This is a genomic window from Verrucomicrobiota bacterium (assembly GCA_016871535.1).
Lineage (GTDB): Bacteria > Verrucomicrobiota > Verrucomicrobiia > Limisphaerales > SIBE01 > VHCZ01.
Genome location: VHCZ01000003.1, coordinates 26,268 through 38,478, shown reverse-complemented (window position 1 = coordinate 38,478; position 12,211 = coordinate 26,268). Strand labels below are relative to the sequence as shown.

Genomic DNA, 12,211 nt, shown 5'->3' with positions numbered 1-12,211 from the left:
GCACACCGAGGTGGCGATGAGGCTGAACTCACGTGGATTCCTTTTGAATACACGGCGTCCGCCCCCGAGGCGGTTGCGATTACCCGCGTCTTCCGGTTCATGGAAAGGGCCCTGTTCCTTTCGGATCTGCACTCGGTTCACGACCGCCGAAGGGCGAGTCCACCCCGGCGAGCCGCTCGACATGCGTGGAACACGTCCGACGCGGCTCGCTGGGGACAGGCTCGCCCCGCCGTCCGGTTCATGGGAAGCTTCCACGCCCAAAAAGCGCGCATTGGGGCCATGAACCGTAGCCGACGACGGGAGGAGGCGGATTTCCGGGTTAACCAAAGTGTCCGCCATGTTACCTCGGCGGCTACGAACCGACGTTCATGGGAAGCTTTCTTGGCCTCAGGGCCATGCACATGGCCCTTGAATCGAAAACCGTGCGGACCGCAGCCTTCAGACTGCTTCCGCGCACTCTCCGGAGTCGAGCGTTGAAGCGGCCTAAAGGCCACGGTCCGGAGGAACGGTTCAAGGGAAGAACCAGGGGCGAAGCGGCCCGTTTCTCCCGGAGGCGGGGATGAATGCGAGCGAAGTTCCGCTGACGATTCAGAAGCCGCTCGCGACGTCTCTCTGCATCCTGCCATAACCGGCCATCCCCTCTATTTCCATCCAGTGAATACATACTCCACTTGGCTTTGCGTTGGATTCGCGCTCTTCGTCGGGGCAATGCTGGCGCTGGACCTGGGCGTGTTTCACCGCAAGACGCGCGCGGTCGGCATGAAAGAGGCGTTGATGTGGAGCGGGCTTTGGGTCGCTCTCGCCTTGCTCTTCAACGCCGGAGTCTGGCACTGGCGCGGGGGCGAAAAAGGATTGGAATTTCTGACCGGCTATCTGGTCGAACTGTCGCTGAGCGTGGACAACCTCTTCGTGTTCCTGCTGATCTTCGCTTACTTCAAGGTGCCGGCGCAGTATCAGCACAAGGTTTTGTTCTGGGGAATTCTGGGCGCGCTGGCCATGCGCGCCGTGTTCATCGCCGCCGGGGTCACGCTCCTCCACCGGTTCCACTGGATTACCTATCTCTTTGGCGCGTTGCTCGTCGTGAGCGGAATCAAGATGATCGTGCAGAAAAACCACGATGTGCATCCGGAGAAGAATCCTGTGCTGAGGCTTTTTCGGCGGTTCATGCCGGTCACGGCGGCGTTTCAGGGCGGCAAATTCTTCGTGAAACAGGACAAGCTGTGGCTGGCCACACCGCTCTTCGTCGTTCTCCTGATGCTGGAGACGACCGATCTGGTGTTCGCCGTGGACTCCGTGCCCGCCGTGCTGGCCATCACGACGGACCCGTTCATCGTCTATACGTCGAACGTATTCGCCATCCTGGGATTGCGCTCCATGTTCTTCGCGCTGGCCGGCGTCATGCAACGCTTCTCCTATCTGCACTACGGGCTGGCGGCGGTGCTGGTCTTCGTCGGCGCGAAGATGCTGGTGTCCGGCCTTTACAAGATTCCGACGCTGACCTCACTTCTGGTCATTGTCGCGCTGTTAGCCGTGGCGGTCCTCGCTTCGCTGCTGCGCGCGAGCCGGCAGGCGGCGTCGCTGGTTGAGGGTAGGGGATTGAGGGGTCTTGATTTGGACGAGGATCCAAACGGAATTCCGACGCAAAGCCCAGGGTTGCGAGGAACGAGCTACCCTGGGAAACGTTAGCTCCACGATTCACCGTTCCACGGTGAACGTGACGTCCATGGGGCGTCTCGCGAATCCTGTGTATTCCTGGCCGCCATTATCCGTGTTGTCTTTGCCGATACCGTAAGTCACGTAACCGCGGGCGAGCCGTTTGTAGCGGATCGGTTTTCCGTCGAACGGATCGAGGGGAATGGCCTGGAGTTGCTCCGGAATCAGTTCCCCCAGGTTTTCCGGAAGCCGGCCGCCCTTGGCCACGCGATAGCGTTCGACCGCCAACCCGACCAGCACCGCCCTTAACCGGGATTCCTTTTCCGCTTCCCCCACCAGAATCCCTGGCAGATCCAGACCCATGCCGGATGGAATCGCCAGCGGCGACCTCGACGGGTCGCGGATTGCCCCCGATACTGCGGCGGCCTTGCTCAAGCATTCCGGAAATGGGAGCCGCGCAATTTCGATCTGCTGTTCGGTCAATTCCAGGAACTCCAGCAGATCGCGATCCCGCAATCCGGTCCAGGCGCGCACGCTCTGGATCGCTCCCAGGGCGGCCGTCTGCCAACCCGACATCCCCGGCATCCAGAGCGCGAGCAACCGGGGCGCCGGCATTTCAAACAGATGAATGCGTTCGTAGCGTTCGCCAGCCATGGCGCGCGCAAGCCGGTTCGAGGTTTGGAGCAGATTGAAGCGCGCCGATAACTCTCGCAGTTCGCCGTCCGAGAGCGCGTGGCGCGTGAGCAGACATTCGAGCAACGAAGCCGCGGAGTTCAGCCCGGTGTTTTGCAGCCCCCGCGGTCCCAGCAGCGGTTCCTGGGCGAGCGTCCGGGACACCGCCAGCAGCGCGTTCAAGGAGCGCAATGCCGGACCGGGTTGGTTCTCGTCGATTTGCAGCAGAGCCTCGATCCGCAACACATGCATCAATTCGTGCGCGCCGCGCAAAGTTGGCACCCACCAGGACCAGACCGGGTTTTGCGTGCGGTTCCAGACGGAGTCGTAGCGGCTTTTCGGATAACGCGGAACTTCATGAACGACGCGCAACGCGGTTTGATTGCTGGAGATGAAGCCCGCGAGCACTTCCCTGCATTCCTCACTCAACCGCTCGGCGCGAAGGGACGGCCCCGCGGTTGGCAGGCTTCTGACGAGGTCTTGCGCGGGCTTCGGCAGCCACTGGGTTGAAAACAGAGCGAGGGCCGCACGCTCGACCACGCTCGCGGCATTCTCCTCACCTGGAATCGGCGGATGCCACTTGAGCAAGTCCGCCTCCGTCACGGGTTCTCCGGCTTTTTGAATCGCCGCGAAATGAACTTTGATTTGCCGGCTGAGCGACCATCGATACCACCCGAACCAACTTGCCCCTAACAATGCGGCGCCAATCAACGCTCCAGCAAGTGCGTGCCGCCGCGACGCAAAACCGGGAAACGCACGCGGCGCGCGCGTTTGGGCCAACGAAGCCGCCGGCTGATCTGCGGTTTGTAGATCGTTACTGTGAGATGGCCGACCGGCGGGGGCGCCGGACGGGACACGCGGAGGCGCGTGTGCTCCCCTGGAAGGGGAAATGATGCGTGTCAATGAATTGAGCGCACCGCGAAGTAGATTCCTCGCTGCGGGTCGCACGGCATCCGATTTCCTCGAATCGCTCCGTTCCGATGCGAGCGCGCGAAATTCCATCAAGAAGCCACGCCTGGCTTGCAAGCCAAATACTGCATCGAACAACAGCCCAATGGTCAGCCAGCAAATCGTCCACGCCTGCAGAGTCAGATCGGGACCGGGCCGGCCCGCGAATTGGAACAGCAGGGTCCACGACCAATAGAGTCCGAGGTAGATTAGCCAGGGCAGCCCCAGAATGCGGACCCACGCCCCGCCCATGGCCTGGCTGAGATTTTTCGAGGTCAACGCCAACCACAGCGCGACCCAACGCAACGCGATCAGGTCCACAACAAACATGACCATGCCCGCGGGAATGATCGTGAGCAGACGCGGCGCCGATGAGTCGATGTAGCGAGTCTTGGCGACGATCCACAATAGCAAGTCGAAGGTAAGGACGCGGTCCACCGCGTCCCTGGAATTGCCCTTTTGATCGATGAGAATTCGAACTATCTCGGTCGTGACGGAAATACAAGGCGCTTCGGCCAGCACAATCCAGCTTGCTCTGTTCCTTGACTTCACTATAGCTTTTCTCAATGGGAAAAATTCTTCTCGTAGATGACGAGATGACGATGGTGCAGATGGTCACTGAACTGTTCCGTTCCGAAGGCCATGAAGTTTTTCCGTTCACCAATTTCAATGCCGCCGTCGAAGCGCTGGAGACCGTCGGCCCGGAACTGGTCGTCACCGACCTTTACCTCGACAAAACCCGCGCGCACGGCCTGGAGATTCTGCAAAAGGCCCGCGCGTTGAATCCCCCGCCCGTCGTCATCGTGATCACCGCCTTTGGCTCGATTGAGACCGCGGTGGAGGCGATGAAGAAAGGCGCTTACGATTATCTGGAGAAACCATTCAAGCTGGAAGAATTGAATCTCTGCGTCCAGCGGGCGCTTTCGTATAGCGATGCCGTTTCGGAGAACGTGTATCTCCGCAAGCAGCTCAAGAAGAAATATCAGTTTAACCAGATCATCGGCAATTCGGCGAAGATGCAGGAAGTCTTCCGAATGGTGGAACGCGTGTCGAATTCGGATGCCACCATCCTGATCCTGGGCGAAAGCGGCACGGGGAAAGAACTCATCGCTCGCGCCCTGCATTACAACAGCCGCCGGCAATTCGCGCCTTTCGTGCCGGTGAATTGCAGCGCCTTGCCGGAAAACCTCCTGGAATCCGAATTGTTCGGGCATCGGAAAGGATCATTCACCGGGGCGATCAACGACAAGAAGGGACTGTTCCAGGAAGCGGACGGCGGAACGATCTTCCTCGACGAGGTCGGGTCCATGTCTCAAATGCTGCAAAGCCGGCTGCTGCGCGTGTTGCAGGAACGGGAAGTCCGGCGCGTCGGCGACAACGTCCCCATTTACGTCAATGTGCGCGTGCTGGCGGCGACCAACGAACCGTTGGAAAAACGCATCGCGGACGGCACGTTCCGGGAAGATTTGTATTATCGGTTGAACGTCATCCCGATTCCACTTCCCCCCTTGCGGGAGCGCCCGGAGGATATTTCTTTGCTCGTTTCCCATTTCCTCCGGGAGAAGACGCATCCCCGCACGGGCAAGCCGTATCAGATCACGCGCCAGGCGATGGAAGCGCTCACGGCTCATCCTTGGCCGGGCAATGTCCGCGAGCTGGAAAACGCGATCCAGCGGGCGTGCGCGCTTTGCGAGAGCCAGGTGATCCAGGTCGGTGATCTCCCGATGGCCTTGCAGCGTCTGGTGAGTCAAAGCGCGGCGGACACCGTGGTGGAAACGCGTCCGGGCGGCCCGCCGCAATCAATGATGGTCATCTCCGAATCCCTCTACCCGTTGAGTTACACGGAAGCAAAGAAGGACCATCCATCCTTGGAGCCATCGGAACCCCCGCCTTCCCCGGAATCCCTCGGTTCGCTCAAAGATTTCCTCCGAGATCAGGAAGTTTCCTACCTCAATCGCGCCTTGGCCCAGACCGGCGGCGACAAAGAGAAAGCCGCGCAACTCCTGGGCATCAGTCTGGCCACGCTTTACCGCAAGCTCTCAGAGGAGGAGATTTAATTTTGTTTCTTTTTCGGGGCGGGTTTCTAGGATGCTCCCCCGATAGCGTTTCGCAACTTAGACTTGAAAGAATCACACTATGCCACTCACCCATACCAAAGATTTATTTGCCAAAGCCCTGAAAGGCAAATACGCCCTCGGCGCCTTCAACGTCAACAACATGGAATTGTTGCAGGCCATCGTCGAGGCTTGCGAAGAGGAAAAAGCGCCGGTCATGCTCCAAATCTCCAAGGGCGCGCGCCAATACGCCAATCCGGTCTATCTCAAGAAACTCATCGAAGCCGCCGTCAGTCTTTCGACCATCCCCATCGCCGTCCATCTTGACCACGGCGACTCCTACGAGCTGTGCAAGGAATGCATCGATGAAGGCTTCACCAGCGTGATGATCGACGGCAGCCACCTCCCGTTTGAGAAAAATGCCGAGGTGTCCAAGAAGGTCGTGGACTACGCGCACAAGCACAACTGCGTCGTCGAGGGCGAGCTGGGGATGCTCGTGGGCGCCCAACACGACGACGGCGAGGAAGGCGGCGGGTATTCCAAGGGGGGCGTCTATACCCACCCGGATGAAGCGGTGGAATTCGTCAAGCAGACCGGCGTGAACTCGCTGGCCGTGGCCATCGGCAATTCGCACGGCGCGTACAAATTCAAAGGCCAGCAACGCCTCGACCTGGAACGGCTCAAGGCGATCAAAAAGGCGTTGATGGACGCCGGCCTGGGCGATTACCCGCTTGTGTTGCACGGAGCCTCCAGCGTCCCGAAAGAGCTGGCGGTCGAAATCAATCGCTATGGCGGCAAGCTTGGCGAGGATACTGCGGGCGTGCCGGAAGCGGACATCGAAGTCGCCCGTCGCGTCGGCTGCACGAAAGTGAACATCGATACCGATTTGCGCCTGGCGTTCACAGCCGCGCTCAGAAAATTCTTCGCCGAATCCCCGAAGGAATTCGATCCGCGCAAATATCTGAACCCGGCCCGCAACAAGGTCAAAGAACTCGTCCGGCACAAAGTCAAAAACGTCCTCTGCTGCGCCGGCCACGCCTTTGATTGATCGGGAGGATCTGGGGAGCACACGCGCCCCCGCGTGTGCCGACCGGCGCCCTCGCCGGTCGGACGTCGGAGAAGCCATCTCATCAAGCGATCGTTTTTTCGGACGGAAGACGGTGGTCGGCGAGGGCGCCGCCCACGGCACGCGAGGGCGCGTGCGCTCCCCAACCAGTTGAAGCTAATTCCCGGACTCGCTTTTGGATTGCTCCTGATGCCGGACCGAGAGTGGAATGCTCGTCTCTTGCCGGCCATCGATCGCAATGTCGATTGAATATTGGCCGGGGTTGTCGAACTTGAGCTGCTGGATGTTGATCACAAAGTTGCGGACCAGGAAATTGACCTCCGCAGGCATGGTGATTTCGACGGGCATCTCGATGCTCGGCATGACGAACTTCCCGTCTTCATCGACGAAGTTCACTTTGACCTTGTGGGCGCCCTCCTCGATTTTGTTGAACGTGATCCGGAGCGCGATGGAACACTGCGGGTGAACCGCGGGCAAATGGTTGGTAACGATAGTGTCGAACGTGCCGAGAACGTTGAGTTTGCCGCCGTAATCCGCCGCCGCGTCGCATAGGACCGCCATTTGGATGTTCATGCCCTGCCGATAATGGCGCAGCCGGGCTTTTCTGCAATGGTTCTCTGAATACGGTTCGTTCCGGCGCGGTTCACGCAGGACGGAATTCTTCGTCGCGCAGCGCAGATTTTCAATCTATCAGTATCTCTGGAAATCCTCGCGAGACGCGCAAATTCTTTTTGGACTGCGGCGGGAAGCGAAGCGCCACGCCGCTTTGGCCGCGCTGGCCAGGCTCCCTGAAGCGGTGTCGCAGGGATCCGCCAAGGGCGTTACCTCCTCCCCGGCCTTGTCTTTACCCGGCGTCCAGACATACTCGCCCGGCTTGGCGCGGCGCATTGCTGCCGCAGTCCGTTGCAACTTGAATTGTCAAAGAGTTGACTGACGAAATGGGCTGCCGGCAGAACAGGCTCGCCCAGGCAAAGACTGAAAACCTGGATTGAATGATGGAAAAGATTGGGATTGCTATTATCGGTTGCGGCGGGATCACCCTGCAAAATCACTTGCCCGGCCTCGCGCTGTGCCCGCAAACGCGCGTCGTAGCGCTATGCGACAGCGACCCCGGCACGCTTCAGCGCGCCAGCCAGCAATGCGGCGTCACGGCGTGTTCCACGGATTACCACGAATTGCTCAAACGCGACGACATCACCGCGGTCATCATCGCCACGCCGAATGTCGTTCACGCGCCCATCGCGCTGGCCGCCATCAAAGCGGGCAAACATGTTCTGTGCGAAAAGCCGATCGCCATGAATTCGGCGGAAGCGTTGGAAATGGTCCGCGCCGCGGAAACCGCCAGGGTCCGGCACATGACGGCCTTCACTTACCGGTTCGTGCCGGCGTTTCGTTACCTGGCGCATTTGGTGAAGTCGGGCGCGATTGGCCAGCCGTATCATCTCCGCGTGCAACGCTTCCAGGACTGGGGGCAACGCCACCTCGGCTGGCGGCAAGTGGCGCGGCTGGCCGGGTCGGGCGAACTCGGCGACATGCTTTCGCATCGTCTGGACTACGCCCACGTGTTGATGGGGCAGATGAAATCGCTGGTTGCGGATCTGCACCGGTTCCACGACGTGCGGGAAAGCCAGGCCTCCGATTTGGAGGATTGGGTGGCGCTTCTCGCGCGATTCACGAGCATGGCGACCGGCGTGTTCGAGAGCACCAAGGTCGCGACGGGACGCGGTGAGAGCGCGCGCAGCCAGGACTATTGTGAAGTCAACGGCAGTGAAGGCACGGTGGTCTATTTCATGAGCGCCAAGCCCGAATTGCACGTGGGGAAGCGCGGCTCCAGCACCTTGGAATCCGTGCCGGTGCCAAAGGAATTCCTCAAGTGGCCAGGCTCGCCGCGCGATCCGAGCCAGGGCGACCCGTTGTTCAATTTCCGCTACGACCAGAATTTCGAATTCGTCGATGCCATCGTCAACCAGCGGCCGTGCGTGCCGTCGTTCCTCGACGGCGCCCGCGTCCAGGAGGTGATGGACACCGCCATGCAATCGGCCAAGGAACGGCGCTGGATCGAAGTGCGTTACGCGGAACCATGGAAGTGAATGTCAAGTCGAGCATGAACAAAGTTGCTGTTGTCACCGGTGCCGGGAGCGGCGTGGGCCGCGCCGTGGCCATCGCGCTGGCCAAACAGAATTGGAAGATCGCGGTCCTGGGTCGCCGCGAAGCCGCGCTTCAAGAAACCGCCCAGCTCGCACGCCAGTTTTATTCCGAGGACTGGCTAATATGTCCGTGCGACATCGGCCAGCGCAAAGCCGTGGAGAAAACGGCCAAACGCATCTTCGAGAAGTTCAGTCGGGTCGAGGCACTCGTGAACGCCGCCGGGACGAACGTCCCGAACCGAAGCCTGGAGGTTCTCTCGATTGAGGACTACAACCTCATGCTCGATACGAATCTGAACGGCGCCTACTACTGTATCCAGGCCTTCCTCCCGTCGATGCGGGAAAATAAGTCCGGCACCATCGTGAATATCGGCTCCGACGCGGGCATCCAGGCCAGCGCCAAGTCCGGTCCGGCCTATGTGATGTCCAAGTTTGGGCTGCGCGGGCTGACTCAATCCATCAACGCGGAAGAACGCGGCCGCCGGGTCCGCGCGTGTTCCGTTTTGCCGGGAGACATCGACACGCCGTTGCTGGAACGGCGCCCGACTCCTCCCACGGCGGAGGCGCGCACGAAAATGCTCCGGCCGGAGGACGTGGCCGAGTGCGTCTTGCTGGCCATCAACCTGCCGCCTCACGCGATCGTGGAGGAAATCCTGATCCGGCCTCGTTGAGCGTGAACTTGTATCCCCTCCACCGTCGCTAACTGAGGGGCTCCCTGAACTTAATCATTGTGTAACCAATTGGCCGAGATTTGGTCTTATAGGAGGCAAGTTCGAATCAACAAAACCAGAAACGTTAAGCAACAATGAAAAAAGTCCTTACTCTCGTCACAGCTCTGGCGTTCGCCGCCACCCTCTGGGCGGGCGAGTTCCCGGATGTCAGCATCAAGGAACTGAAAGCCGCCATCGAAGCCAAGAAAGTCACCGTGATTGACGTCATGGGAACGAAATCATGGAAGAATGGCCGCATCCCTACAGCGATTGACTTCGCCACGCACAGAAACGACCTCGCGAAGGTTCTGCCCAAAGACAAGAGCGCCCTGATCGTGGCGTATTGCACGGGGCCTACCTGAATGGCTTACCAAAGCGCGGCCCGTGCGGCCAAAGAACTCGGCTATTCCAATGTGAAACATCTCTCTGCAGGTATTTCTGGTTGGAAACAAGCCGGCGAGAAATTGGAGTCCGGTGACGAGAAGAAGGATTCCAAGAGCTAACCGCTGAAACGTTTTGTTTCGAAACCATTCACTCCGACGGCGGCCTGTGGGATTCTTTCAGCGAGGCCAGGAGCAGCATCATTAGCGTAACGACCGCGGTTTGCCAGTGTCATGGCAGTCTCCGTACGACACAGCCCGGAGATTCTGGCGCCTTGAAGCTACTGGCGGGCCAACTCCGATCATCTGTGGCCTCAGCGGCAGTACCCCTTGTTTCAAAGGGGGTTAGGCAATCGCGACCGCCTGTGCGTGCAAGAACGACTCTGGGCGCGTCGTGAATTTCCGTACACCGCTGTCAAGATACGGGACAGCTCAGAGGAACTCTGCCCATGAACCTGGTGGGGCTGCGTTGCCGCGCAGCCAGTCTTCAGTCGATGCGGCGGCGCAGCAGCGCCGCCCTACCATCGACAGCTTCATGGGCATATTTGCCGCGCCTTCGCCTTGAACTTTGAACCTTGAACTTGCCAACCGCTCTGGCCTAACGTCCCCGATATGTTTGATACGCTGAGCGGCAAGCTGCAAAATGTCTTCAAGAACCTGCGCGGACTGGGAAAGATTTCGGAGTCGAACATCAGCGACTCGATTCGCGACGTCCGGCTGGCGTTGCTCGATGCCGATGTCAATTTCAAGGTCGCCCGCGATTTCATCGAAAAGGTCAAGGAACAAGCCATCGGGCAGAAAGTCATCCAGAGCATTCAGCCCGGCCAGCAAATCATCAAAATCATTCACGACGAACTGGTGAACCTGCTTGGCTCAGCCAACGCGGAAATCGAACTGGGCGGGAATCCCGGCTGCGTGATGCTTGTGGGTCTGCACGGCTCCGGCAAAACCACCTCCGCCGGCAAATTGGCGCGCTGGCTCAACAAACAAGGCCGCAGCCCGCTCCTCGTCGCCTGCGACGTGTATCGTCCGGCGGCCATGGACCAGCTCGAAACACTCGGCCGGCAACTCGAATTGCCGGTCTTTGTCCGCAAGGGCGAGACGGACGTGTTGAAGATCGGACGCGAAGCGCTCGATTTTGCCCGCACCAACCACCGCAACGCGGTCATCTTCGACACGGCGGGCCGCCTCCAGATTGACGAGCCGCTCGTTCGGGAGCTGGTTCGCTTGCGCGATCTGGTGAAGCCCCAGGAAATCCTGCTCGTCCTCGACGCCGCGACCGGACAGGAAGCCGTCAACGTGGCGACTCATTTTGACCGCGCGCTGCAGCTCACCGGCATTGTGCTCACCCGGCTGGATGGCGACGCGCGCGGCGGTGCGGCGTTGAGCCTGAAAGCGGTCACGGGCAAGCCGATCAAATTCGTCGGCGTCGGCGAAAAGTCCGAGGACTTCGAGCCGTTCCATCCCGAACGCATGGCGTCGCGGATTTTGGGGATGGGCGACGTCGTGAGTCTGGTGGAACGCGCGGCCGAGGCTGTGGATTTGGACGAAGCCAAGCGCATGGAAGAAAAGATGCGGAAAGGCCAGTTTACGCTGGAGGATTTTCTGGATCAGTTGCGCCAGATGCGAAAGCTCGGTTCCCTCGAAAGCATTGTCGGCATGCTGCCCGGCGGCTCGGAGATGCTTCAGGGCGCCGATTTGAGCAAGAGCGAAAAGGAATTCCGGCGGATGGAAGGCATGATCTGCGCGATGACGCCGCAGGAACGCCGGCATCCGCAAATCCTGAATGCCCGACGCCGGCAACGGATCGCCAAAGGCAGCGGCGTCACGGTCGCCGAACTGAACAACCTTCTGAATCGCTTCAATCAGATGCAGCAGATGATGCGGAAGATGGGCAAGTTGCAAAAGATGATGAAGCGCATGGGCGGCGTGATGCCGCGGTTCTGACGGGTTTTCTTCATTGCAGGGCTGGGCCACAGGTTAGCTCGGTTTTCAAAATCTACGGCGGTAGCACGGAAGACGCCTGAAGCGTTTCCCGAAATCGTTCGAGTTTGCCGGCGAATGCATCGTCGCTGAGGACCACCGGCGAGCCTTGAATTGAAATGTCCTCGGCCAGTTCAACCCAGGACTTGCATCCGCCGTAGCCAGCGAGCATCGGCAGTTCGACGGCTCGCGGCAAACGGCGAACCCGCACGGCCAGCCCGTGGATGGTCTTGTCCCGCCCCCAATCGAAACGTTGCCGAATCACTTCATCGCGCCAGATGTGCTGTCCGCGAAGCTGCTCGGCCGTGGCCAATGAATCCAGCCGTTGCCAGGCGGCGACTTCCGCGAAGAATTCAATCCTGAGCCTGTCGGGCCGCGCAAATCCCGGTGCGATTTGATCGAACCTCGCCTGGGCAGGCGCGATTACGGACTCCCGCTGCTGATGAAACAAAGTCGGGAAAAGCAGGAACTGCGGATGCTCGACCTGGAATCCGCCGCGCCCCTCTTTGATTCCGCCCTTGCGCAAGATCAGGATTTGTTCTCCGGATCCGAGGGCGTCCACAACCACGGCCCATTCTTTGAAAGCGATACGCATGCT

Annotated in this window: 10 protein-coding genes; 7 read left to right on the top strand and 3 right to left on the bottom strand. The window is 59.9% G+C overall.

Annotated elements, in window-relative coordinates:
• The first annotated feature begins 708 nt into the window (after window positions 1-708).
• The gene (locus FJ398_00925) at window positions 709-1,686 is read left to right on the top strand and encodes a TerC family protein (GenBank protein MBM3836518.1); all 978 of its coding nucleotides are present in this window, start codon (window positions 709-711) and stop codon (window positions 1,684-1,686) included.
• A 9-nt stretch (window positions 1,687-1,695) separates the two neighbouring features.
• On the opposite strand, the gene FJ398_00920 is transcribed toward FJ398_00925, so the two are convergent.
• Entirely contained in the window at window positions 1,696-3,825 is a 2,130-nt protein-coding gene (locus tag FJ398_00920; GenBank protein ID MBM3836517.1) for a hypothetical protein, read from the bottom strand.
• Between the two features lie 14 nt (window positions 3,826-3,839).
• Between FJ398_00920 and FJ398_00915 the strand changes: the two genes are divergently transcribed.
• On the top strand, window positions 3,840-5,330 hold the full coding sequence (locus FJ398_00915; protein ID MBM3836516.1) for a sigma-54-dependent Fis family transcriptional regulator: 1,491 nt from the start codon (window positions 3,840-3,842) through the stop codon (window positions 5,328-5,330).
• Between the two features lie 79 nt (window positions 5,331-5,409).
• Window positions 5,410-6,375 (top strand): ketose-bisphosphate aldolase, encoded by a 966-nt coding sequence (locus FJ398_00910; protein MBM3836515.1) that lies wholly within the window; start codon window positions 5,410-5,412, stop codon window positions 6,373-6,375.
• A gap of 174 nt (window positions 6,376-6,549) precedes the next feature.
• Here FJ398_00910 and FJ398_00905 read toward each other — a convergent pair whose 3' ends face one another.
• Window positions 6,550-6,966 (bottom strand): hypothetical protein, encoded by a 417-nt coding sequence (locus FJ398_00905; protein MBM3836514.1) that lies wholly within the window; start codon window positions 6,964-6,966, stop codon window positions 6,550-6,552.
• Window positions 6,967-7,388: 422 nt separating this feature from the next.
• Here FJ398_00905 and FJ398_00900 point away from each other — a divergent pair, with 422 nt between their 5' ends.
• The 4 genes from FJ398_00900 to FJ398_00885 all read left to right on the top strand — a co-directional run bounded on the left by FJ398_00900 (window position 7,389) and on the right by FJ398_00885 (window position 11,577).
• Window positions 7,389-8,483, top strand: a complete 1,095-nt coding sequence (locus tag FJ398_00900) for a Gfo/Idh/MocA family oxidoreductase (protein MBM3836513.1) — start codon at window positions 7,389-7,391, stop codon at window positions 8,481-8,483.
• Window positions 8,484-8,497: 14 nt separating this feature from the next.
• Window positions 8,498-9,211, top strand: a complete 714-nt coding sequence (locus FJ398_00895; protein MBM3836512.1) for an SDR family oxidoreductase — start codon at window positions 8,498-8,500, stop codon at window positions 9,209-9,211.
• 134 nt (window positions 9,212-9,345) lie between these two features.
• Window positions 9,346-9,753: a rhodanese-like domain-containing protein gene (locus FJ398_00890; GenBank protein ID MBM3836511.1), complete on the top strand. Its 408-nt coding sequence runs from the start codon at window positions 9,346-9,348 to the stop codon at window positions 9,751-9,753.
• Between the two features lie 489 nt (window positions 9,754-10,242).
• The gene (locus FJ398_00885) at window positions 10,243-11,577 is read left to right on the top strand and encodes a signal recognition particle protein (GenBank protein MBM3836510.1); all 1,335 of its coding nucleotides are present in this window, start codon (window positions 10,243-10,245) and stop codon (window positions 11,575-11,577) included.
• Window positions 11,578-11,629: 52 nt separating this feature from the next.
• Here FJ398_00885 and FJ398_00880 read toward each other — a convergent pair whose 3' ends face one another.
• The gene (locus FJ398_00880) at window positions 11,630-12,208 is read right to left on the bottom strand and encodes a DUF1802 family protein (GenBank protein MBM3836509.1); all 579 of its coding nucleotides are present in this window, start codon (window positions 12,206-12,208) and stop codon (window positions 11,630-11,632) included.
• Window positions 12,209-12,211 lie beyond the last annotated feature (3 nt).

Coding starts and splice junctions, on each gene's coding strand:
- FJ398_00915 (MBM3836516.1), top strand. CDS start 3,840: ATGGGAAAAATTCTTCTCGTAGATGACGAGATGACGATGGTGCAGATG.
- FJ398_00895 (MBM3836512.1), top strand. CDS start 8,498: ATGAACAAAGTTGCTGTTGTCACCGGTGCCGGGAGCGGCGTGGGCCGC.
- FJ398_00905 (MBM3836514.1), bottom strand. CDS start 6,966: ATGAACATCCAAATGGCGGTCCTATGCGACGCGGCGGCGGATTACGGC.
- FJ398_00880 (MBM3836509.1), bottom strand. CDS start 12,208: ATGCGTATCGCTTTCAAAGAATGGGCCGTGGTTGTGGACGCCCTCGGA.
- FJ398_00885 (MBM3836510.1), top strand. CDS start 10,243: ATGTTTGATACGCTGAGCGGCAAGCTGCAAAATGTCTTCAAGAACCTG.
- FJ398_00900 (MBM3836513.1), top strand. CDS start 7,389: ATGGAAAAGATTGGGATTGCTATTATCGGTTGCGGCGGGATCACCCTG.
- FJ398_00910 (MBM3836515.1), top strand. CDS start 5,410: ATGCCACTCACCCATACCAAAGATTTATTTGCCAAAGCCCTGAAAGGC.
- FJ398_00925 (MBM3836518.1), top strand. CDS start 709: ATGCTGGCGCTGGACCTGGGCGTGTTTCACCGCAAGACGCGCGCGGTC.